Origin of the sequence: Halomonas sp. H33-56 (assembly GCF_040147035.1) — a bacterium.
In the GTDB taxonomy this organism is placed as follows: Bacteria; Pseudomonadota; Gammaproteobacteria; order Pseudomonadales; family Halomonadaceae; genus Halomonas; species Halomonas litopenaei.
This window is the reverse complement of sequence record NZ_JAMSHP010000001.1, coordinates 878,565-899,507: the sequence shown is the minus strand read 5'-3', so window position 1 is coordinate 899,507 and position 20,943 is coordinate 878,565. Positions and strand designations below refer to the sequence as shown.

21 protein-coding genes are annotated in these 20,943 nt (G+C 66.0%); 13 read left to right on the top strand and 8 right to left on the bottom strand.

Annotated elements, in window-relative coordinates; translation table 11 throughout:
* Positions 1-178 precede the first annotated feature (178 nt).
* The 4 genes from NFH98_RS04105 (at position 179) to NFH98_RS04090 (ending at position 2,789) form a co-directional block, all read left to right on the top strand.
* On the top strand, positions 179-457 hold the full coding sequence (locus NFH98_RS04105; protein WP_045991014.1) for a BufA1 family periplasmic bufferin-type metallophore: 279 nt from the start codon (positions 179-181) through the stop codon (positions 455-457).
* 81 nt (positions 458-538) lie between these two features.
* Entirely contained in the window at positions 539-1,531 is a 993-nt protein-coding gene (gene bufB / locus NFH98_RS04100; protein WP_349622262.1) for an MNIO family bufferin maturase, read from the top strand.
* Positions 1,528-2,292, top strand: a complete 765-nt coding sequence (locus NFH98_RS04095; RefSeq protein ID WP_349622261.1) for an HvfC/BufC family peptide modification chaperone — start codon at positions 1,528-1,530, stop codon at positions 2,290-2,292. The genes bufB and NFH98_RS04095 overlap by 4 nt, the downstream gene beginning before the upstream one ends.
* On the top strand, positions 2,289-2,789 hold the full coding sequence (locus NFH98_RS04090; RefSeq protein ID WP_349622260.1) for a DoxX family protein: 501 nt from the start codon (positions 2,289-2,291) through the stop codon (positions 2,787-2,789). The genes NFH98_RS04095 and NFH98_RS04090 overlap by 4 nt, the downstream gene beginning before the upstream one ends.
* Positions 2,790-2,868: 79 nt before the next feature.
* On the opposite strand, the gene NFH98_RS04085 is transcribed toward NFH98_RS04090, so the two are convergent.
* Both NFH98_RS04085 and NFH98_RS04080 read right to left on the bottom strand, forming a co-directional pair.
* Positions 2,869-3,723 (bottom strand): universal stress protein, encoded by an 855-nt coding sequence (locus NFH98_RS04085; RefSeq protein ID WP_108448124.1) that lies wholly within the window; start codon positions 3,721-3,723, stop codon positions 2,869-2,871.
* Between the two features lie 183 nt (positions 3,724-3,906).
* A complete protein-coding gene (locus NFH98_RS04080; RefSeq protein WP_045991010.1) occupies positions 3,907-5,409 on the bottom strand; it encodes a SulP family inorganic anion transporter in 1,503 nt (500 codons plus the stop codon).
* 315 nt (positions 5,410-5,724) lie between these two features.
* On the opposite strand from NFH98_RS04080, the gene NFH98_RS04075 reads away from it, so the two are divergent.
* The 8 genes from NFH98_RS04075 to NFH98_RS04040 all read left to right on the top strand — a co-directional run bounded on the left by NFH98_RS04075 (position 5,725) and on the right by NFH98_RS04040 (position 12,941).
* Positions 5,725-6,825 (top strand): aminoglycoside phosphotransferase family protein, encoded by a 1,101-nt coding sequence (locus NFH98_RS04075; RefSeq protein WP_349622259.1) that lies wholly within the window; start codon positions 5,725-5,727, stop codon positions 6,823-6,825.
* A 91-nt stretch (positions 6,826-6,916) separates the two neighbouring features.
* Complete coding sequence (locus NFH98_RS04070; protein WP_349622258.1) at positions 6,917-8,194, top strand: ABC transporter substrate-binding protein; 1,278 nt, start codon at positions 6,917-6,919, stop codon at positions 8,192-8,194.
* Positions 8,181-9,890, top strand: a complete 1,710-nt coding sequence (locus NFH98_RS04065) for an ABC transporter permease (protein ID WP_349622257.1) — start codon at positions 8,181-8,183, stop codon at positions 9,888-9,890. Before NFH98_RS04070 ends, NFH98_RS04065 begins: the two co-directional genes overlap by 14 nt.
* 111 nt (positions 9,891-10,001) lie before the next feature.
* Positions 10,002-10,661 (top strand): ATP-binding cassette domain-containing protein, encoded by a 660-nt coding sequence (locus NFH98_RS04060; protein ID WP_258183891.1) that lies wholly within the window; start codon positions 10,002-10,004, stop codon positions 10,659-10,661.
* The gene (locus NFH98_RS04055) at positions 10,648-11,361 is read left to right on the top strand and encodes a TIGR04283 family arsenosugar biosynthesis glycosyltransferase (RefSeq protein ID WP_349622256.1); all 714 of its coding nucleotides are present in this window, start codon (positions 10,648-10,650) and stop codon (positions 11,359-11,361) included. The genes NFH98_RS04060 and NFH98_RS04055 overlap by 14 nt, the downstream gene beginning before the upstream one ends.
* The gene (locus NFH98_RS04050) at positions 11,351-12,076 is read left to right on the top strand and encodes a TIGR04282 family arsenosugar biosynthesis glycosyltransferase (protein ID WP_349622255.1); all 726 of its coding nucleotides are present in this window, start codon (positions 11,351-11,353) and stop codon (positions 12,074-12,076) included. The genes NFH98_RS04055 and NFH98_RS04050 overlap by 11 nt, the downstream gene beginning before the upstream one ends.
* Positions 12,073-12,654, top strand: a complete 582-nt coding sequence (locus NFH98_RS04045) for a sigma-70 family RNA polymerase sigma factor (RefSeq protein WP_045991008.1) — start codon at positions 12,073-12,075, stop codon at positions 12,652-12,654. Before NFH98_RS04050 ends, NFH98_RS04045 begins: the two co-directional genes overlap by 4 nt.
* Positions 12,651-12,941 carry a zf-HC2 domain-containing protein gene (locus NFH98_RS04040; RefSeq protein WP_045991007.1) on the top strand — a complete coding sequence of 97 codons (291 nt, stop codon included), beginning with the start codon at positions 12,651-12,653 and terminating at the stop codon, positions 12,939-12,941. Before NFH98_RS04045 ends, NFH98_RS04040 begins: the two co-directional genes overlap by 4 nt.
* A gap of 270 nt (positions 12,942-13,211) precedes the next feature.
* On the opposite strand, the gene NFH98_RS04035 is transcribed toward NFH98_RS04040, so the two are convergent.
* Positions 13,212-13,706 carry a DUF302 domain-containing protein gene (locus NFH98_RS04035; protein ID WP_052704195.1) on the bottom strand — a complete coding sequence of 165 codons (495 nt, stop codon included), beginning with the start codon at positions 13,704-13,706 and terminating at the stop codon, positions 13,212-13,214.
* Positions 13,707-13,984: 278 nt separating this feature from the next.
* Between NFH98_RS04035 and NFH98_RS04030 the strand changes: the two genes are divergently transcribed.
* The gene (locus tag NFH98_RS04030) at positions 13,985-14,683 is read left to right on the top strand and encodes a DUF3047 domain-containing protein (RefSeq protein WP_349622254.1); all 699 of its coding nucleotides are present in this window, start codon (positions 13,985-13,987) and stop codon (positions 14,681-14,683) included.
* A gap of 2 nt (positions 14,684-14,685) precedes the next feature.
* Here NFH98_RS04030 and purU read toward each other — a convergent pair whose 3' ends face one another.
* From purU to NFH98_RS04005, 5 genes are read right to left on the bottom strand one after another with little or no spacing between them, the layout of a single operon-like run.
* A complete protein-coding gene (gene purU, locus NFH98_RS04025) occupies positions 14,686-15,570 on the bottom strand; it encodes a formyltetrahydrofolate deformylase (RefSeq protein WP_349622253.1) in 885 nt (294 codons plus the stop codon).
* A complete protein-coding gene (locus NFH98_RS04020; protein WP_349622252.1) occupies positions 15,567-16,235 on the bottom strand; it encodes a sarcosine oxidase subunit gamma in 669 nt (222 codons plus the stop codon). The genes purU and NFH98_RS04020 overlap by 4 nt, the downstream gene beginning before the upstream one ends.
* Complete coding sequence (locus NFH98_RS04015) at positions 16,228-19,269, bottom strand: sarcosine oxidase subunit alpha family protein (protein WP_349622251.1); 3,042 nt, start codon at positions 19,267-19,269, stop codon at positions 16,228-16,230. The genes NFH98_RS04020 and NFH98_RS04015 overlap by 8 nt, the downstream gene beginning before the upstream one ends.
* Positions 19,266-19,631: a sarcosine oxidase subunit delta gene (locus tag NFH98_RS04010; protein ID WP_349622250.1), complete on the bottom strand. Its 366-nt coding sequence runs from the start codon at positions 19,629-19,631 to the stop codon at positions 19,266-19,268. Before NFH98_RS04010 ends, NFH98_RS04015 begins: the two co-directional genes overlap by 4 nt.
* Before the next feature lie 15 nt (positions 19,632-19,646).
* A complete protein-coding gene (locus NFH98_RS04005; protein WP_045991001.1) occupies positions 19,647-20,897 on the bottom strand; it encodes a sarcosine oxidase subunit beta family protein in 1,251 nt (416 codons plus the stop codon).
* Positions 20,898-20,943: the final 46 nt, after the last annotated feature.

The following is a 20,943-nucleotide window of genomic DNA, read 5'->3' as shown; positions in this document are numbered from 1 at the left end:
TCTTCACCAGTGTCTTCTCTGCAACGTTAGACAGCCGCCCAATATAGCCAACTTCTCCCTGCGCCAGATAGTCTGTTGTCGCGCTTTTGCCTCTTTTGCGATGTCAGGTATCCCTCACCCCGGCGACATAGTCACGACAGTCCTGCTGTCGCCCAACCGTTTATATGAGGGTTTGCAAATGAAACGTTCCGTCATGATGGCCGCCGTGCTGTCCACCGCCCTGGCGCAAGCCGGCGCCATCGCCACCGTCCAGGCCGCCGATGGCGACATGGAAAAGTGTTACGGCGTCGCCCTGGCCGGAGAGAACGACTGCAAGGCAGGGCCAGGCACCACCTGCGCCGGCACCTCTACCGTCGACTACCAGGGCAACGCCTGGACCCTGGTCCCGGAAGGCACCTGTACCGATATCGAAACGCCCCACGGCAATGGCAGCCTGAGCGAGGTCGAGCGCCCCTGAGCCAGAGCACTGGCGCCACGGGGAGGCTACGGCCTTCCCGTGACGTTTACACGCCAAGCCTCAAGCCATAGCGAATCGCCCATGCCCTCTTCCCTGTCATCCAGCCTTCCACGCGAGTCGCTCGAGACGCCCGTCTCGGCGTCCTTGCCAGCGCCACAGCCAATGGCGGCCAATGCGGTCGGTATCGGCCTCAAGTTTCAGCATATGCAGGCGCTGGTCCATCTGGCTCACTCGGTTCACTCAGCCCAGTCGGCCCAGGCCCCGGACTTTCTCGAACTGCACGCCGAGAACTACATGAACGCCGGCGGGCCCCTTCAGGATCGACTCGATGAACTGGCACGCTGCTACCCGCTCTCGGTCCACGGCGTCGGCCTGTCGCTGGGCAGTGCCGAGGGCATCGACCCGGCCCATCTGGAACGTCTTGCACGCCTGGTCGATCACCTGAACCCCGCGCTGGTCTCCGAGCACCTGGCCTGGAGCCGTCTTGATGGCCACAGCTACAACGACCTGCTGCCAGTGCCGCTGACCGAGGAATCGCTGCGCGTTCTCGGCGACAATATCGCACGCACCCAGGACCGTCTCGGCCGCCGCCTGCTGGTGGAGAACCCGAGCCTCTACGTCAGCCTCGACAATCGCTTCAGCGAGACCGAGTTCCTCCAGCGGCTGGTGGACACGACCGGCTGTGGGCTGCTGTTCGACGTCAACAACGCCTATATCAGCGCCGCCAACCTGGGACGCGACCTGGATGCCTATCTGGACGAGGTGCCCTGGGCCGCCGTCGGCGAATGGCACCTGGCCGGCCACAGCCTCGATGCCGCCGGCGAGCTGTACATCGACGACCATGGCAGCGCCGTCAGTGAGCCGGTGTGGCAACGCTACCGTCAGGTGCTCGCCCGGCGTCCCGGCCTGCCCACCCTGATCGAGTGGGACAACCGGGTGCCGACGCTAGAGCGCTGGATGCAGGAGGTCGACCTGGCACGCCGGCATCAGCATGCAGCCCATGGCCCCGACGCCGATGCGAGCACCACCCTGGCAGCCAGCGCCTCGGCGCGAGACACAGGGAGAGCGCCATGAGCGGCCTGCTCGATTGGCAGCGTAGCTTCATCGATGCCATGCATCGCCCCCAGGCGACGCCACCACAGCTTGGTCACAAGGCCGGGCTCGACGTCTACCGCAACAATATTCGCTCAAGCTTGATCGAGGCCCTGAAGGAAGCCTTTCCCCATACCCTGACCCTGCTGGGCGAGCGCTGCTTCAGCGCCGAGGCCGCGAGTTTCGTGGCCACAAGCCCCCCGCAGGACCCTCGACTCAGCCGCTACGGCCAGGGCTTTGCCGACGCTCTCACGCGCGCACCGGCGCTTGCGCCTTATCAGTTCGTTGCCGATATCGCGCGACTCGAGCATGCCCGGCTTCAGGTCAGTCACGCAGCCGAGACAGCGCCGCTGGAGGCGTCCGATATCGGCGCCGTCCTTGACGACCAGCGGCTTGTCCAGGCCCGTCCAGCCAGCCGGGCCATCCGTTGCCAACATGACGTCGAAGCCCTGTGGCAGGCGCTGGAGCGCGGAGAGGGTGGCGCCCCCCTGGGCGAGCGAGGCGCCGGCCACTGGCTGGTGATCCGCTCGGGTCGCCAGGTCAGGCTTATGCCACTCGATGCGGCAAGCGCAGCGCTGTACGGCTTGCTGGACACACCGACCTCGCTGTCCCAGGCGCTGGGCGAACTGGCCGACAGCGGCGTGGCAGAGGATGCCCTCGGCCACGCCCTGGGCACCCTGGTCGGCCATGGCGCGCTGGCGGTACCGGACCCCGCCCCCACTTTGCTACGAGGCACCCCATGACACCGATGACAAACCTGCTGGACACCTACTACGGGCGACTCTGCCCCTGGCTCGAGCGTCGTTCGCTGGACCTGGTGCTGGCGTTGATGCGCCTGGTACTCGGCGCCGTGTTCTTTCTGTCGGCGCTGACCAAGGTGGAAGGGTTCGGTATCGCCGACAGCACCTTCTTCCTGTTCGAGCACGAATACGCCCTGCCGTTGATTTCGCCGGTGCTGGCCGCCTACCTGGCAACACTCGCCGAGTTCTCGCTGTCGCTGCTGCTGTGGGCGGGGCTTGCCACGCGACTTGCAGCCCTGGGTCTACTGATCATGACCCTGGTGATCCAGACCTTCGTCTATCCCGAGGCCTGGGTCACCCACGGACTCTGGGCGGCGAGCCTCGCCACCCTGATCCTGCGCGGCGGCGGCTGCCTCTCGCTGGAGTGGCTGCTGTGCAGGATGAAGGGCAAAGGTCGCGAATCGGTGACGCCGCAGCAGGAACGCGCCGACGACGCATAGACGCATAGACGCAAAAAAGAAACGACCCGCCGCCGAACAGGATTCGGCGGCGGGTCGATGTCGTGTCGGCTCAGCCTCGTCAGCGCAGCAGCAGCACCGGCAGCGAGGTGCGCCTGAGCACGCTGGTGGTGGTGCTGCCCACCAGCAGATGACGAATCCGCGAGTGGCCATAGGCTCCCATCACCACCATCTCGATGGCGTGGTCCTTCTGGTAGGCGCGCAGGGTCTCCTCGACCTCTCCGGCGCGAATCTCGCCCTGGGCCTCGTGACCGGCGCCCTTGAGGCTGTCCAGCGCCCACTCCAGCTGGGTGCGGTTATCACCGGTATCGGCGCCGACCATCACCACGTGACAGGCGATCCCCTTGAATAGCGGGCTCCTGGCCAGCAGCTCGACGCCCTTGCGGGTGGTCTTGCTGCCATCGAAGGCGATCATCACCCGAGTCGGCGGCGTGAAGCTCTCCGGTACCATCAGAATCGGCCGATGCAGACCGCGGACCACCCGCTCGAGATTCGAGCCCAGGTGCTCGCTGGCCTGCTGGGCGCTCTCGCCCCGCTTGCCGATCACCAGCAGGCGGATCTCGTCTTCCAGCTCCAGCAGTGTTTCCACCAGGGTGCCGTTGCGCTGTCGGCAATGCAGGTCATCAACACCACTGGCGCTGGCGCGATCCTTGGCCGCCTTGAGCATCAGGCGGCCGTGCTCCTGGGCGACCTTGGCCCGCCGCTCATCGAGACTGGCCAGCTCCTCGAGCAGGTGCTCCCTGGCGCCGAGTCCCAGGTTACCGGACAGATCGGCCTCGGCGGTCTGGGGGTGGTTATCCACCACGTGAAGAAACGTCAGCGGCGCATCGAGGGCCTGACTGGCCCAGGCGGCAGAGTCGCAGACCCCTTCGGAAAACTGGGACCCGTCGATGGCGGCCATCACCTGTTCTGTCATGAAATCGTCCTGCCTGGCGTTGGGGGCGAACGCGCGTCCTCAGACGTCGCGTTCCATCGATTGTGGCCTTGTCGTCGCGCCCGAGCGGGGCGCGACCCTCAGACCTGTTGTCTAGCCCGATCCGGGTGTTACCTCCAGTTCTACACCAACTGGCACACACCCGTCACATCTTCGGCGCCTGCCTCAGTGACCACCCATCAGCTTTTCCACCGCCGCCGGGTTATCGTGGATGGCGTAGCGATCGACGATGGTGGCGCTGGCCTCGTTGAGCCCGATCAGCTCGACGTCGGTGCCCTCACGGCGGAACTTGATCACCACCATGTCCAGCGCCTGGACCGCGGTGATGTCCCAGAAGTGGGCACGTGACAGGTCGATGACCACCTTCTCGACGCTTTCCTTGAAGTCGAAGGCGGCGGAGAAACGCTGAGACGAGGCGAAGAACACCTGGCCGACCACGCGGTAGCGCCGTCCCTTGCCAAGCTCCTCTTGCTGTTCCAGCTCGTCACTGGCGATGTACAGGAAGTTGCCGACCTTGTTGGCGAAGTTGAGCGCGGCGATCAGCACACCGACGAACACACCGATCGCCAGGTTGTGGGTCCACACCACTACCGCCACGGTGGCGATCATCACCACATTGGTGGACATCGGGTGCTTCTTGAGGTCGCGCAGCGAGCTCCAGCTGAAGGTACCGATGGACACCATGATCATCACCGCCACCAGCGCCGCCATGGGGATGCGCGAGACCCAGTCCGACAGGAACACCACCATCAGCAGCAGGAAGACCCCCGCCAGCAGGGTAGACAGGCGTCCACGCCCGCCGGACTTGATGTTGATCACCGACTGACCAATCATCGCGCAGCCCGCCATGCCGCCGAGCAGACCGGTACCGATGTTGGCCAGACCCTGGCCCTTGCACTCGCGGTTCTTGTCGCTGGAGGTATCGGTCAGATCGTCGACGATAGTGGCGGTCATCATCGATTCGAGCAGACCGACCACGGTCAGCATGACCGCATAGGGGAAGATGATGCCGAGGGTCTCGAGATTCAGCGGCACGTCAGGCCACAGGAACATCGGCAGGGTATCGGGCAGCTCGCCCATGTCACCGACGGTGCGGATGTCCATGCCGGTCGCCAGGTAGACGCCGGTCAGCACCAGGATGCACACCAGCGGGGACGGCAGCAGCTTGCCGATCCTGGGCACGTAGGGGAACAGATAGATGATGCCGAGACCCGCCGCGGTCATCGCGTAGACGTGCCAGGTGACGTTGGTCAGCTCAGGCAGCTGGGCCATGAAGATCAGGATCGCCAGGGCGTTGACGAAGCCGGTCACCACCGAGCGCGAGACGAAACGCATCAGATCGGCCAGGCGCAGATAGCCGGCGATGATCTGCAGTACCCCGGTCAGCAGGGTCGCGGCCAGCAGATATTGAAGTCCGTGCTCCTTGACCAGGGTCACCATCAACAGTGCCATGGCGCCGGTGGCGGCAGAGATCATCCCCGGCCGGCCCCCGGCGAAGGCGATGATCACCGCCATGGAGAAGGAGGCGTAGAGGCCAATCTTGGGATCGACACCTGCGATGATGGAGAAGGCGATGGCCTCCGGAATCAACGCCAGGGCCACGACGATGCCGGACAGCACGTCGCCCCTAATATTGGAAAACCAGTCTTGCTTGATCGATCGCATCATGAGGCGGTCCAGGGGGAGTGGTTGTGAGATATCGCGACAAGCGGCCCAGGGCCGACCGTTTCTCCACGACAGCAGCGCACCGGGAGGCGTTAGCCTGGCGCTGTCATGATGTAGTGGAGACACGGGAAGGGGCGCAGTTTACCAGAACCACCTGAGCAAGGCGACGCTGCTACCCAGCCTGTCTTTGCCTTGTCGCCGCCTTGTCGCCACCCCGGTCTCGATCCGGCCAAGTCCGCCCGGTGGCATCTTCTTAAAAAAATGTGTAAGGATCGTTGCCCCCTGCCGACTCAGCAGACTACGTCCAAGGAACGCGACATGGAGCGATGCGTCTCGACGCCACCGTCATCGCGAACGGAGAGCCCATCGCCGGGCCCGCCGCTGATAGCGCTTGAGCATAGTCTCGCGCGCCATGGGAGGCCTCTGTCCGGGCATCGACTGGAACCGCTGGCCGATACCGGCCTGGCCCACTGGCATGTGCGCCTGGCCGGCGGCAGTGACAAGGGCGGCTGGCTGGCACGGTTGCCCAAGCAGAGCCAGATGGGGCTGGACGCGGCGTCCAACCTGGCCTATCAGGTCGCCTGCTTTGACCGCGCCCAGGCCAGTGGCCATACACCCAGACTCGATGACTGGCTGCCCTGCGACGACCTGCTGCCCAGAGGCGCGCTGGTGGTGGAGGCCATCGATGGCCGTCCCGCCAGCCTGCCCTCGGACCTGCCGGCCCTGACCTCGGCCCTGGCCAGCCTGCACCGGTTGCCGCTGCCCGATCAACGCGCCCCCCTGGCCTCACCGGTGGATCCCTGGCGAGAGATGCTCGACGAGATCGCCACCCAGGCCCGCTTTCTCCCCGGGGCCGGGCTATCTCGCACCAGCACTGCCCTGATCGAACAGGCGCTGGCACAGCTCCCGCAGAGACTTCGCATCGCCGACGACGAGATTCGCCTAATCAGCTTCGATGCTCACCCCGGCAACTTTCTGATCACGCCTCACGGACGCGCCGTACTGGTGGATCTGGAAAAGTGCCGCTATTCGCTACCCGGCTTCGACCTGGCCCACCTGAGCCTTTACACCTCCACCACCTGGGACCTCAACAGCCGCGCGGTGCTGTTCGTCGAGGATCTGGTGGCGCTGTATCGGCGCTGGCAGGAACTGATGGCCGAAGACAGTCATCACAGCGACTGGTCGACGCTGATCACCTGTCGTCGCGCCATGTGGCTATGGTCGCTGACCTGGTGTGCCAAATGGCGTGCCCAGCAGCGCCGCCAGGTCGACAGGCAGCACAGTGGTGAAGACTGGTCGGCACAGCTAAGCGACCATGCCTTGATCGCCCATGTGGCCGACCGCGTCGATCACTACCTCTCGGCCCCCATCATCAGGCGTGTCGCCGACGAACTCGAGGAACTCGCCCGTGCCGGCTGACGCTCCCGGCTCTGTCCGGCCCTGCCCGGTTCTATCCAACCCTGTCCGGCTCTATCCGACCCTGCCTATCCATCGTCACAAGGACGCGACCATGACCACGCCTTTTTCCTGTAGACGCCCGTTGTCCGACCTCCGCTTGACCTGGCCTCCCGGTGGCGCCTTCGTCCTCACCGCCCTGGCTGCCCTGGGGCTAGGCTCGCCCGCCTGGGCCCAGGATACGTCCACGCCGCTGAACCAGCCGTGGCAGGAGATCGAGCAGCAGGCCAGGGGGCAGACGGTCTACTTCAACGCCTGGGGCGGTGACCCCAACGTCAATGGCTATCTCGACTGGGTCGCCGACGAGCTCGAACGGCGCCACGACATCGATCTGGTCCACGTCAAGCTCGACGACACCGCCGCTGCGGTCTCCCGGGTACTGGCCGAGAAGTCCGCCGGCAACGTCGACGAGGGCGCCATCGACCTGATCTGGATCAACGGCGAGAACTTCGCCGCGATGAAGGCCAATGATCTGCTGCTCGGGCCCTTTGCCCAGCGGCTGCCGAACTTCGCGCTGACCTCGCCGGACGCCAATCCCGAGATGACCACCGACTTCACCGTCCCCACCGAGGGTTTCGAGTCACCCTGGGGCAAGGCCCAGCTGACGTTCTACTACGACAGCGAGCGTGTCGAGGCGCCGCCGACCAGCATGGCCGCCCTGCTCGACTGGACCGAGCAGCATCCCGGGCGCTTCACCTATCCACTGGTCCCGGACTTCCACGGTTCCACCTTTCTCAAGCAGGCGCTTATCGCACTGATCGACGACCCGGCGGTGCTTGCCCGCCCCGTCGGCGAAGCCGACGCCGAAGCGGCCATGGCACCGCTGTGGGACTATCTCGACGCCCTGCATCCCCATCTGTGGCGCCAGGGGCGGGACTTCCCCGCTTCAGGGCCTGCGCTCAGAAGCCTGATGGGCGACGGCGAACTGTCGCTGGCCTTTACCTTCAACCCCGCCGAGCCCGCCGCTGCGGTCAACAACTACCAACTGCCTCCCTCGATTCGCAGCTATGTGCTCGACGGCGGGACCATCGGCAACGTTCACTTTGTCACCATCCCGTTCAACGCCAGCCACCAGGCCGGCGCCATGGTCACCGCCAACTTCCTGCTCTCGCCCGAGGCCCAGGCGCGCAAGCAACAACTGGATGTCTGGGGCGACCCCAGCGTGCTCGATCTCGCGCGCCTGAATGAGGCCGAGCGTCAGGCATTGACGCCCATGGATGACCAGCCAGCGCGACTGGCGCCACAGGCCCTGCAACAGACCCTGCCCGAGCCGCACCCGAGCTGGATGGAAGCGGTAGAGGCGGCCTGGCTCGAGCGCTATGGCAGCCGCTGATACCTCGACCTTCTCCCGCCTGGTGGGGCTGGCGCCGGCGCTGACGGTACTGCTGCTGGTGGCCCCGGTGGTGGCCGGCCTGGCAGGCGCTGCGGCGCCGGCCTTCGGCTGGCTGCCGGTGCTCGGTGGAGAGCAGCTGAGCCTGGAGCCCTGGGTGAGCCTGGCGAACACCCCCGGGCTTTTCGAGATGCTGGTGCTCAGCTTCACCACTGGCCTGATCAGCACCGCCCTGGCCCTGACCATCGTGGTGCTGTTTCTCGGTGCCTTCGCCGACAGCGCCGCCTTTGTCTGGCTCAAGCGCCTGCTGTCGCCGCTCCTGGCGGTGCCCCACGCCGCCGCCGCCATCGGTCTGGCCTTTCTGCTGGCGCCCTCGGGCCTGGCCATGCGCCTGGTCTCCCCGGCCTTGAGCGGTCACGCCACGCCTCCTGACTACCTGTTTCCCGGTGATCCCTTTGGCCTTGCGCTGGTCGCCGGACTGGTGGTCAAGGAAGTCCCCTTTCTGCTGCTGATGAGTCTATCGGCGCTGCCTCAGTGCCAGGCCGACGATCGTCGGCACCTGGCACTGTCGCTGGGTTATTCGCCGGTGACCGCCTTTCTCAAGGCGGTCCTGCCGAGCCTGTACCCGCTGATTCGGCTACCGGTCTATGCGGTCATCGCCTTTGCCTCGTCCAATGTCGATGTGGCCATGATCCTGGGGCCGTCCACCCCACCGACCCTGGCGGTCAGCGTGGTCCGCTGGCTTGGCGATCCCGACCTGTCGATGCGCTTCATGGCCTCCGCCGCAGCGCTGAGCCAGCTCGGCATCACGCTGCTGGCACTGGCCTGCTGGTGGTGCCTGGAACAGGCCGTACGCTGGTGCGCCACGCCACGCCTGACCGACGGCCGACGCAACAGCGGTCAACGCCTCGGCAGCCTGCTGGGCGGCGGTCTGACCTGGCTCAGCGTCACCCTGCTCGGTGCCAGTCTGCTGGGGCTGACGCTGTGGTCGCTGGCGGCCTTCTGGCCCTTTCCCTCGGCCTGGCCCACGCCCCTGACCCTGGCCAATTGGAGTCGTGCGCTGCCAGGCCTGCTGCCGGCCGCCCTCGATACCCTGTGGCTGGCGCTGGCCGCCACCGCTCTCGCGACCATCCTGGTGATCGGCTGTCTTGAGAGCGAAGCGCTCAATCACCGCAGCATGGGAGCGAGCGCCACCCTGGTGCTCTACCTGCCGCTGCTGGTGCCACCGGTCGCCTTTCTCTACGGTCTGGTGCAGCTTCAGGCGCAGCTGTCGGTGGCACCGGGCTTCATGGTGGTGGTACTGGGACACTGCCTGTTCGTGCTGCCCTACGTCTTTCTGTCACTGGCCGAGAGCTACCGGCGGCTTGACCCCCGCTGGGCCCAGGTCGCCGCAGGTCTCGGCCATGGCCCGGCCGCCGCCTTTGTACGCGTTCGCCTGCCGCTGCTGCTGGCCCCCATCGCCACCGCCGCCGCCGTGGGGGTCGCCGTCAGCGTCGGCCAGTATCTGCCGACGTTGCTGCTGGGGGCCGGACGCCTGACCACCCTGACCACCGAGGCGGTATCGCTTGCCTCCGGGGGGGATCGTCGCCTGACAGCGGTCTATGCCCTGGCCCAGCTACTCTTGCCGGCACTCGGTTTCGCCCTCGCCATCGGCTTGCCGCGCGTACTGCATCGCCACCGACGCGCCCTGCTGACCTGAACCGCCTCAACGCCATCCGAGCCCACCATGTCACAGACACCAGACACACGATGCCACCTTCCCCCCACGTCTCCAGCGAACCCGACGGGCGCACTGGTCTTCGATCGGGTCGTGATCTCGCTGGACGGTGCCCCACTGGTATCACTGAATGCTCAGGTCGCCCCCGGCGAGGTGGTCAGCGTCATGGGGCCTTCCGGTGTCGGCAAGTCCACCCTGCTGGCCTACGCCGCGGGCTTTCTCGCCCCCGCCTTTGACGCCCAGGGCGAGGTGCGCCTCGGCGACAGGCGAGTCACCGACCTGCCTGCCTCGGCCCGCCGACTCGGTCTGCTGTTCCAGGATGCGCTGCTGTTTCCCCACCTCAGCGTCGCCGGCAACCTGGCCTTCGGCATGCCGTCGTCTGCCAGCCGACGCGAGCGCCGCGAGGCCATCGAAGAGGCCCTGGCGGATATCGGTCTTGCGGGATTCGGTGAGCGTGATCCGGCAACGCTGTCCGGCGGCCAGCGCGCTCGCGTCGCGCTGATGCGCACCCTGCTGTCGCGTCCCCAGGCGATGCTGCTGGACGAGCCCTTCTCCAAGCTCGACGCCGCACTCCGCCAGGAGATGCGTGACCTGGTCTTCCAGCGCATCCGCGACCATCGTCTTCCGGCGCTGCTGGTCACCCACGACAGGGCAGACGCCGAGGCAGCGGCGGGTCCGATCGTCGAACTGGCGGCCGCCACCGAAGCCCCCGCCGGGGCCGCCTGGCAGGGTGCCCGCCGTGCCTCTCGCTGAACCAGGCTCCCCGACCGTCGCACCACGTCTGTGTGTGGTCATTCCCGTCCTCGATGAGGCAGCGACCATCGTCGCGGGTCTTGAGCGGCTATCCGAGTGGCGCCAGCAGGGTGTCGAGGTGATCGTCGTCGATGGCGGAAGCGAAGACGATACCCAGGCGCTTGCCCGTCCCCTGGCCGATCGGGTCATCGACGGCCCCCGCGGAAGGGCGCGCCAGATGAACCAGGGCGCCGCTGCGGCGAGTGCGCTGTCCTTGCTGTTTCTGCACGCCGACACTCGACTCCCCACGGCGGCCATGCCGGCGATACTGAAGGCGCTGGAGAAGCGCCATTGGGGGCGCTTCGACGTGCGCATCCAGGGCCGCTCGCGCTGGTTATCATTGATCGCCGCCTGCATGAACCTGCGCTCACGCCTGACCGGCATCGCCACCGGCGATCAGGCGATGTTCATGCGTCGCAGCGCCTTCGACGCCGTCGGTGGCTTCCCCGACCAGCCGTTGATGGAAGACATCGAAATGTCCAAGCGCCTCAAGCGGCTGTCTCCGCCCGCCTGCCTTGGCGTCAAGGTGCTCACCGACGGTCGCCGCTGGGAGCAGGGTGGCGTGCTGACGACGATATTGCTGATGTGGCGACTGCGCTTTCGCTATTGGCGTGGGGCCGATCCCGTTCGCCTGGCCGAGGAGTATCGCCATGTGCGCTGACCACGATAGCGACGGACTGGCAGCCAGCCCGGATCTGGCGAATAGCCAGGCGTGCGGCCAAGGGCTCGGCGATCAGCGCCGTGTTTACCGTGAGGATGGTCCGATGCTGGCCATCCTGGCCAAGGCGCCAATCCCCGGCCAGGCCAAGACGCGGATGATCCCCGCCCTCGGCGCCGAAGGCGCCGCTCGTCTCCAGCACAGACTGATCGAGTACACCCTGAAGACGGCGCTGGAGACGACGTCCGCGCGCAACATCACGCTGTGGACGGCGCTTGAGCATGACCATCCGTGCTTTGTCGATATCCGCCAGCGGTTCGGCGTGACGCTGAGACCACAGCCTGAAGGCGACCTGGGGGTGCGCATGCACGCGGCGCTGTGCTCGGCAGGTGGCCCGAGCCTTCTAATCGGCACAGATTGCCCGATATTGGATAAGACATTACTAAAAACTTGTCATAAACGGCTTAAAGACGCAGATAGCGTCTTTCTTCCGGCCGAGGACGGCGGCTATGCTCTGGTTGGAGTTCGTCGCCCCGATCCCCGTCTCTTCCGAGGAATCGACTGGGGCACGTCCAGCGTCATGTCCCAGACGCGCACACGTCTTGCGGAGCTTTTGTGGACGCTGGAGTGTCCAACGACCGTATGGGACCTGGATACGCCCCAGGACCTGGCTCGCCTCGCCGACATGGAAGCCCTCGCCCTGGAGATTCTGCCGTGACCCAAGAAACGCTCACCGACCGCCACAAGAAACTCGCCGCCGTGCGCCCCCGCCTGGTGTCCTTCGCCCGCATGCACCTGCGCGATCATGCCGCCGCCGAGGACGCCGTGCAGGAAGCCATGATCGCCGCCATCGAGAAGAACGACAGCTTTTCGGGGCGCTCCGGCTACGAAACCTGGGTATTCGGCATCCTCAAGTACAAGCTGCTCGACCAGATGCGCCAGCAGAAGCGTCATGGTCGCTGGGAGCCCTTCGATGAAGAGCACAGCGACGACGCCATCGACCGCATGTTTCAACAGGATGGGCACTGGGCCGCCGATGCCAAGCCCCAGGCATGGAGCACCCCGGAGCAAGCGTTCGAGAACGAAAATTTCTGGAAAGTATTCGACGCTTGTATGCTGAGTCTTCCAGAAAACGTGGCTCGCGTTTTCTCCCTGCGCGAATTGATGGGCCTTTCCACCGACGATATTTGTAAGGAAGTGGGCATCAAGGAAAACAACGCTTGGGTGATCCTGCATCGGGCTCGCCTCAAGCTTCGCGCTTGCATTGAAAAGGGATGGAAGGAGGACGCGGCATGATGATGTGCAAGGCCGCTACGCGGCTGATGTCAAAGCAGTTGGATGCCCCCCTGACGGCCAGGGAGCGTATTTCGCTGCGGTTTCACTTGATGTTGTGCTCGGCCTGTCGCAACTGCGAAAAGCAGTTCGGCATGCTGCACCGGGTCGGCAATGCCTATAACGGCACAATTGATAAACCCCAGGACGGTACGTCCCCTGGCGCGACTACCGACAACGTCGCCAGTGATCAGGACCTGCTGAAGGTAAAGGAAGCGATGGCCGAGGCGGAGACCCGTCGCCAGAACTGAAGGACTCGGCTGACGGACTTGGCGCAAGGACCTCGACTGACCTACCTCGACTGACCTACCTCGACTGAACTACCTCGAGGGAAGCATCTCGCTGATCGACCCACCATTCTGCCTCCCCCTGGCGGGCCACCAAGGCAGCCCGCCGACGGGGCGCCAGTTACCCCCCACCTGAGTCAGCCTCAAGCGATTGCGTGTCAGATCCCCGGTAAAGAGGTCCCGAGCCGGACCCGGTGAGCAAGGCTCGGGAGATGCCTGGGCAAGACCAGGCCATCACTGCTGGCCCGCTGCCTCCCGCGCCAGCCCGGTCAGGGCCTCGGCGATCTTGTCCACGGGCAGCTCGCAGTCCTGCAGGCCGTGGCGCTCCACCAGGTAGTGAGGGTCGTTCCACTCGATCACCAGGTGATCATCCTGCTGGCGAACCAGCATCTTCTGAGGAAGGTCCAGCGCGACACTGCCCTCGCACTGCATCAGTCGAGTGCCCACCTCGGGCTTGCCGAAGATGTAGGTGCGCGTCGCTGGCAATTCCAGCTCCACCCCGGCGGCGTTGGCCTGGTGGTCCACGCTTGCCATCAGTCCCATTCCCCGTTTTTCCAGCCCCTCCTTGAAGCGAGATTCCACCGCCTCCAGGCTATCGGTCGACGTCAGACTGGCGATACCGCTGTCGCTCACCTCGACCTCGCCCTGCGCCCAGGCCATGGTCGCCATCGATCCCGCCAGCACGCTGCCCAGGCACAGGGTGAACATCTTGCGATAGCACTGCTTCATGATGGAGCTTCCTTTCCAGGTCAATGTGCCTACAGCATGGTCGCCGGTCCCCGACCACCACAAGGGGAAATCTCTCACAATCCGGGTTGACGCTGTGTAAGGTTCAACGCCGGGGCGACGACCCAGTACCAATAGCCGACGCGACTGGGCATAGTGCGCACAACTGCAGCTACACGATGTGCGCACAGGCGATGGTCGCCCACACGATTTGGACCTGATGGTTCATATCGTTCACGTCGTTTCAGCCGCTTCCCCGATTGCCGACGACAGGAGCCTGCATGGCCCGGATTCTTCCCCTTCGCCACCTCGCTGCCCCACCGCCGCGTACCCTTACCCGCGCCCTTGTCTCGGCCGCGGTCCTGTTTGCCACCTGCGCCCAGGCCCAGGCCCAGACCTTCAGCCCGCGCGCCATGCTCGACTGGCCAACCAAATCCTTCGCCGGCGAAACGGCCTACCGACTGGTCGAGCGCGATGGCGTCAGCGTGCTCGAAGCGCGCTCCCGGGGGCAGGCCTCGGCCCGCTATCTGGAGCGCGACATCGACCTCGGCGAGACGCCCTACCTGCGCTGGTGCTGGCAGGTATCCGGGGTCTATTCCGGGGTCGACGAACGCACAGAGAGTGGCGACGACTATCCCGCCCGGGTCTACGTGGCCAGACGCACCGGCCTTCTGCCCTGGCAGGTGGAGTCGGTCAACTATGTGTGGTCATCGAATCAGCCGGCAGGCACCAGCTGGCCCAACGCCTTTACCGATCGTGCCGTCCTGCTGGCGCTGCAAAGCGGAGGTGCCAAGGCTGGGCAGTGGGTCGGCGAGGTGCGCGACGTGGCCGCCGACTACCGTCGACTGTTCGGCGCGAGCCCCGACGGCGTCGATGGCCTGGCGCTGATGAGCGATGGCGACAACGCCGGAGGCGACGCCACCGCCTGGTTCAGCAAGATGGAGTTCAGCGCCTCGTCGTCGCCGCCTGTCTGTCCCTGACGTCAGCGCTGGAACACCACCGTGCGCGAGCCGTTGAGAAACACCCGACGCTGCAGGTGCAGGGTGACCGCCCGGGCCAGGGTGATGCACTCGATATCACGCCCCCGGGCCACCAGGTCCTCGGCGGTATCGGCGTGGGTGACCGGCTCCACCCCCTGGGTAATGATCGGGCCTTCGTCCAGGTCATCGTTGATGTAGTGGGCGGTCGCCCCGACCAGCTTGACGCCCTTCTCGAAGGCCTGGTGGTAGGGCTTGGCGCCCTTGAAGCCAGGCAGCAGCGAGTGATGGATATTGATCGCTCGACCGGCCAGGCGTTCGCTCATCTCGCTCGACAGCACCTGCATGTAGCGCGCCAGGATCACCAGCTCTGCGCCACTGTCCTCGACGATCCGCCACACCTGGGCCTCCTGCTCGGCCTTGGTCTCGGCGCTGATCGGCAGATGGTGATAGGGCAGCCCGTGCCACTCGGCCAGCGGCGCCAGATCGGGGTGGTTGGACACCACCGCCTTGATGGCCACCGGAAGCTGGCCGGTACGATAGCGATAGAGCAGGTCATTGAGGCAGTGATCCGCCTTGGAGACCATGATCACCACCGGCGTGAGGCGCTCTGGCGAGGTCAGCTCGAATGCCATGGAGAACGGTGCCGCGCGCTCGGCAAAGGCCGCCTCGAAGGCGCCTGCATCGAACTCGCCCCCCTCGGGAGGGCGAAACTCGGTGCGGATGAAGAAACGACAGGAGCTGCTGTCGTCAAAGGACTGCTGCTCGGTGATGTAGCAGCCCTGCTCGCGCAGAAAGCGGGTGACCACGTCCACGGTGCCAAGACGACTCGGGCACTGGGCGGTCAGGATCCAGTGGGTCGTGCGCACGGCGCTCACGCTGATCGTCATGTCGTCTCCCCGGCGGTGACGTCACGCTCGACGCCGATGGCGAACTCCTCACCGGCATCGAGCAGCCAACGATAAACGTAGTCGGCGAAACTGCGCCGCACCACCAGCTCCCAGCGTCGCTCGTCGGGGCGACGCAGGATGACGCTGGTCTTGGCCAGCACCGTGGTCACCCCCTTGCCCACCGCAAAGTGGCGTGGGTGGACGTCGTAGACCACCGACTTCATCAACAGCTCGCGCAGGGCCTGGTCATCACCGGTCAGCTCGATCACCGTCTGACCGGCGCTGACGTCAGAGAAGGCCACGCTGGCGTCGCCCAGGGCGCTGCGCAGCGCCGTCTCCACGCGGAAGGCGTCACTCTGGGGCAGCACGGCAAGCCACTCGTCGGGACTTAGCCACTGCAGCGAAGCCCTATCTCCCTGACTGAGTTCCAGCGGACGCGCCGGCAACGACAGCCCCAGCACCGCGCGCACCGCCTCGTCGAGCACGATGGCGCCTCCGCGCAGGATCAGATGGTCGTGCTGGCGTTCGCGCATCACTACCCGCGAGTGGGTGCCGGGCGCCGGGCAGCCGACGTGCTCAAACGACCAGGCCAGCGGCGACTCCAGGGGGATGCCTTCGTCCGGGAAGGCATCAAAGGTACGGGCACGTTCTATAGCTTCAGACATTCTGGCGCTCCCCCTTGGGGTCGAGGAAGATGGTGGAAACGATTTCGGCCTCGTGGACCGTGCCGTCGACACAGGGTAGATAGACGGTCTCGCCCATCCGCTGGTGGCCACCCTTGACCACCGCCAGGGCGAAGCCGGTTTCGAGCGTCGGGCTGTAGTAGCTCGAGGTCACGTGGCCGACCATCGGCATGGGAATCGGATGGTCAGGGTCGAGCACGATCTGGGCGCCCTCCTCCAGCACCACCGACGGATCCCTGGGTTTCAGCCCCACCAGCTGCTTGCGATCCTGGCGCGCGGTGTCGCTGCGGGTCAGCGCCCGCTGGCCCACCCAGGAGAACGGCTTGTCGTAGCCTACCGCCCACTGCATGCCCAGATCTTCCGGGGTCACCGAACCGTCGGTGTCCTGACCTGCGATGATGAAGCCCTTCTCGGCACGCAGCACGTGCATGGTCTCGGTACCGTAGGGTGTCAGGTCGTACTTCTCGCCGTGGGCAAACAGCGCCTTCCACACGTGCATGGCAGCGTGGGCCTGGACGTTGATCTCGTAGGCAAGCTCGCCGGTGAAGGATATCCGGAACACCCGTGCCGGCACCCCGGCCACCTTGCCCTCGCGCCAGTCCATGAAGCGAAACGCCTCGCGATCCAGATCGATGCCCTCGGTAAGCTCGCTCATCAGCTCCCGCGCCCTGGGGCCGGTGACGGTCATGGTGGCCCAGTGGTCGGTGACCGAGGTAAAGCTCACGTCGAGCTCCGGCCACTCGGTCTGGTGCCACAGCTCCAGCCACTCGAGCACTCCCGCGGCGCCACCGGTGGTGGTGGTCATCAGGAAGTGATCCTCGGCCAGACAACTGGTGGTGCCGTCATCCATGACCATGCCGTCGTCCTTGCACATCAAGCCGTAGCGCACCTTGCCCACGCCAAGCTTGGCCCACTTGTTGGTATAGATGCGGCCGAGAAACTCGCGGGCGTCCGGCCCCTGGATATCGATCTTGCCCAGGGTCGAAGCGTCGAGGATGCCGACACCTTCGCGCACCGCGCGGCACTCACGCATCACCGCCTGGTGCAGAGTCTCGCGCTTGCCGTTGACGGTCCTGGGGAAGTACCAGGGCCGCTTCCACTGGCCCACGTCCTCGAACTCGGCACCCTGCCCGACGTGCCACTGGTGCAGCGCGCTGTAGCGCTCGGGATCGAACAGCGCTCCGCAGTGGCGACCGACGATGGCTCCGAAGGTGACCGGGGTATAGTTGGGCCGGAACACGGTGGTGCCGACCTCGGGAATCGAGCGCCCCAGGCAGCGCGCGGCGATGGCCATGCCGTTGATGTTGCCAAGCTTGCCCTGATCGGTACCGAAGCCCATGGCGGTGTAGCGCTTGACGTGCTCGATGGACTCGAAGCCTTCCCGGGTGGCAAGCTCGATCCCGGCGGCGGTGACGTCATTCTGCAGGTCGACGAACTGCTTGGGCGCCCGCAGGGTCGGCTTTTCGTGGGGCACCTGGAACAGCGCCACCGCCGCACCGTCGCGCCGCGAGGCTACCGCCGGCAGTATAAGCTCGGCACCCTCGAAGCCAGCCTGGCTCGCCGCCTCGAGGCCGGCGTCGCGACCTTCCGCCAGCACCTCGGCCAGGCCAAAGGTGCCGCCGGCGGCACCGGCCGCCAACATGCCCCTGGGCAGGTTGGGCACGAAGGCGATCAGGTCGTCGCGCCAACTCGGCCGCGTTCCGGTGTGGGAGGCCAGGTGAATCACCGGACTGAATCCACCGGAACTGGCCAGCGTGTCGCAGTCGAGCGTCTCGCTGGCGCCGGTAACGCGAAAGGCGTCGATATCGATGGCGGCGACCCGCGCTGAGGCAACCCGCTGCTCGCCCCTGGCCTCGACCACGGCGGCACCCGGCAGAACGCGGATACCGCGCGCCCGGGCGACCTCGACCAGTTCTCCGTCGGGGGCAGGACGGGCGTCGGCCACCGCCACCACCTCGCGCCCGGCGTCCAGCCAGTCGAGCGCGGCACGGTAGCCGTCGTCGTTGCCGGTGGAGACCACCAGCCGCTTGCCCGGCACTACACCGTAACGGCGGATGTAGGTGGACACCGCCGAGCACAGCAGATTCCCCGGCACGTCATTGCCGGCGTAGACCAGCGGACGCTCATGGGCCCCAGTGGCCAGCACGACGCGCGCGGCGCGCACCCGATGCAGGCGCGAGCGCGACTGACGGCGTCCCTCCACTCGAGGCGCGCAGTGGGCCAGGTGCTCGCTGCGCCGCTCGTGCAGGGTGACGAAGTTGTGGTCGTGGTAGCCGTTGGCGGTGGTACGCGGCAGCAGCGTCACCTCGGGGTTGGCGGCAAGCTCCTCCAGCACCTCTTCGACCCACTGCAACGCCGGACGATCGTCCAGCAATTCCTGCCCGTCCAGCAGCGATCCGCCAAAGCGTTCCTGCTCGTCGCACAGGATCACCCGGGCGCCGCTGCGCGAAGCGGCCAGGGCGGCAGCCAGTCCCGCAGGCCCTGCCCCGATCACCAGCACCTCACAGTGGCGATTGATGTGGTCGTAGATATCCGGGTCGCGCTCCAGCGGGCTGCGCCCCAGCCCCGCGCTCTTGCGGATATAGCGCTCGTAGGTCATCCACAGCGAGGCCGGCGCCATGAAGGTCTTGTAGTAGAAGCCGGGGGGCATCAGCTTGCCGCCTAGCTTGCCGATGGTCCCCATCAGGTCGCGCTGGACGTTGGGCCAGCCGTTGGTGGAACGTGCCGTCAGCCCCTCGAACAGGGCCTGCTGGGTGGCGCGCACATTGGGCACCTGCTCGGCTTCGGCCTGGCCGAGCTGGACCACCGCATTGGGCTCCTCGGCACCGGCGGCGACGACGCCGCGGGGACGCGAGTACTTGAAGCTGCGATTGACCACGTCCACCCCGTTGGCCAGCAGCGCCGAGGCCAGGGTGTCCCCGTGAAAGCCGGTGTACTCCTTGCCATTGAAGGTAAAGCGCAGGGGCCTGCTGCGGTCGATCAGTCCCCCTGTGTCGAGGCGATTGGGCTGGCTCATGCGCGAACCTCCTGGGCGGGGGTGGCGATATCGCTGTCGTCAAGGGACTCAGGCGCCGACGCAACCACCCCGTCGGGGTTGTCCCGGGTAAAGCGCGGTCGCTCGCCGATACGATAGGTCTCGAGGATTTCGTAGCTCTGGGTGTGGCGCGTCACGTTGAAAAACTTGCGACAGCCCACCGCGTGGACCCACAGCTCGTGGTGGATGCCGCGGGGGTTATCGCGGAAGAACAGGTAGTCGCCCCACTGCTCGTCGGAACAGCCGGCCGGATCCTCGGGGCGTGCGATGTGCGCCTGCCCCCTGGGATGAAACTCCTCTTCCTCGCGCCACTCGTCACAGTAGGGACAATGGATATGGAACATGGAAACCTCCTGAAATCAGTGGGCGACACCGGCGGCGCCGTGTTCGTCGATCAGCGCGCCGCTGTGGAAGCGGTCGATCGAGAAGGGGGCAGCCAGCGGGTGCATCTCGCCCTTGGCCAGGCTCGCCGCGAACACATGCCCCGAACCGGGGGTCGCCTTGAAGCCACCGGTGCCCCAGCCGCAGTTGAAGTAGAGCCCCTCGATCCGGGTCTTCGACATGATCGGGCAGGCGTCCGGGCAGGTATCGACGATGCCGCCCCACTGCCGGTTCATGCGCACCCGTGAGAAGATCGGAAACATCTCGACGATGGCCTGCAGGGTGTGTTCGACGGTGGCGTAGCTGCCACGCTGGCCGTAGCCGTTGTAGCCGTCGATGCCCGCGCCGATGACCAGGTCACCCTTGTCGGACTGGCTTATATAGCCGTGCACGTGGTTGGACATCACCACGGTATCGAGCACCGGCTTGAGCGGCTCTGACACCAGCGCCTGCAGCGGGTGGCTCTCCAGCGGCAGGCGCAGCCCCGCAAGCGAGGCCATCACCCCGGAGTTGCCGGCGGTCACGCAGCCCACGGTGCGAGCCTCGATATCGCCGCGATTGGTGTGCACCCCAAGGATGCGGCCGTCACGGATCTTGAACCCGGTCACCTCGGTCTGCTGCAGAATGTCGACGCCGAGGGCATCGGCACCACGGGCGTAGCCCCAGGCCACGGCGTCGTGGCGGGCGACACCGGCGCGGGGCTGCCAGGAGGCCCCCATCACCGGGTAGCGCGCGTTCTTCGAGCAGTCGAGGATCGGCACGATCTCCTGCACGCCCCTGGCGTCGAGCACCTCGCCGTCGATGCCATTGAGCCGGTTGGCGTTGACCCTGCGCTGGATGTCGCGCATGTCCTGCAGGGTATGGCCAAGATTGAGCACGCCACGCTGGGAGAACATCACGTTGTAGTTGAGATCCCGGGACAGCCCTTCCCACAGCTTCATCGAGTGCTCATAGAGCGCGGCGGCCTCATCCCACAGATAGTTGGAGCGCACGATGGTGGTGTTGCGGGCGGTGTTGCCGCCGCCCAGCCAGCCCTTCTCGATCACCGCGACATTGCGCACGCCAAATTCCTTGGCCAGGTAGTAGGCGGTGGCCAGGCCGTGGCCGCCACCACCGACGATGATCACGTCGTAGGCGGCCTTGGGGGTCGGGTTGCGCCACTGGCGCTGCCAGTTCTCGTGGTGACTCAGGGCGTGGCGGGCCAGCGCGAATCCGGAGTAGCGTTGCATAGGGTGTCCCTCAAAACTCTGGGCTAGAGCGTGTCTGAAAAGTGCC

Excerpts from the sequence above, each read along its gene's own strand:
- NFH98_RS04020 (WP_349622252.1), bottom strand. The coding sequence starts at position 16,235 with ATGTCTGAAGCTATAGAACGTGCCCGTACCTTTGATGCCTTCCCGGAC.
- purU (WP_349622253.1), bottom strand. The coding sequence starts at position 15,570 with ATGACGATCAGCGTGAGCGCCGTGCGCACGACCCACTGGATCCTGACC.
- NFH98_RS04075 (WP_349622259.1), top strand. The coding sequence starts at position 5,725 with ATGGAGCGATGCGTCTCGACGCCACCGTCATCGCGAACGGAGAGCCCA.
- NFH98_RS04095 (WP_349622261.1), top strand. The coding sequence starts at position 1,528 with ATGAGCGGCCTGCTCGATTGGCAGCGTAGCTTCATCGATGCCATGCAT.
- NFH98_RS04035 (WP_052704195.1), bottom strand. The coding sequence starts at position 13,706 with ATGAAGCAGTGCTATCGCAAGATGTTCACCCTGTGCCTGGGCAGCGTG.
- NFH98_RS04030 (WP_349622254.1), top strand. The coding sequence starts at position 13,985 with ATGGCCCGGATTCTTCCCCTTCGCCACCTCGCTGCCCCACCGCCGCGT.
- NFH98_RS04015 (WP_349622251.1), bottom strand. The coding sequence starts at position 19,269 with ATGAGCCAGCCCAATCGCCTCGACACAGGGGGACTGATCGACCGCAGC.
- NFH98_RS04065 (WP_349622257.1), top strand. The coding sequence starts at position 8,181 with ATGGCAGCCGCTGATACCTCGACCTTCTCCCGCCTGGTGGGGCTGGCG.
- NFH98_RS04090 (WP_349622260.1), top strand. The coding sequence starts at position 2,289 with ATGACACCGATGACAAACCTGCTGGACACCTACTACGGGCGACTCTGC.
- NFH98_RS04010 (WP_349622250.1), bottom strand. The coding sequence starts at position 19,631 with ATGTTCCATATCCATTGTCCCTACTGTGACGAGTGGCGCGAGGAAGAG.
- NFH98_RS04070 (WP_349622258.1), top strand. The coding sequence starts at position 6,917 with ATGACCACGCCTTTTTCCTGTAGACGCCCGTTGTCCGACCTCCGCTTG.
- NFH98_RS04085 (WP_108448124.1), bottom strand. The coding sequence starts at position 3,723 with ATGACAGAACAGGTGATGGCCGCCATCGACGGGTCCCAGTTTTCCGAA.
- NFH98_RS04080 (WP_045991010.1), bottom strand. The coding sequence starts at position 5,409 with ATGATGCGATCGATCAAGCAAGACTGGTTTTCCAATATTAGGGGCGAC.
- NFH98_RS04105 (WP_045991014.1), top strand. The coding sequence starts at position 179 with ATGAAACGTTCCGTCATGATGGCCGCCGTGCTGTCCACCGCCCTGGCG.
- NFH98_RS04050 (WP_349622255.1), top strand. The coding sequence starts at position 11,351 with ATGTGCGCTGACCACGATAGCGACGGACTGGCAGCCAGCCCGGATCTG.
- NFH98_RS04005 (WP_045991001.1), bottom strand. The coding sequence starts at position 20,897 with ATGCAACGCTACTCCGGATTCGCGCTGGCCCGCCACGCCCTGAGTCAC.
- NFH98_RS04040 (WP_045991007.1), top strand. The coding sequence starts at position 12,651 with ATGATGATGTGCAAGGCCGCTACGCGGCTGATGTCAAAGCAGTTGGAT.
- bufB (WP_349622262.1), top strand. The coding sequence starts at position 539 with ATGCCCTCTTCCCTGTCATCCAGCCTTCCACGCGAGTCGCTCGAGACG.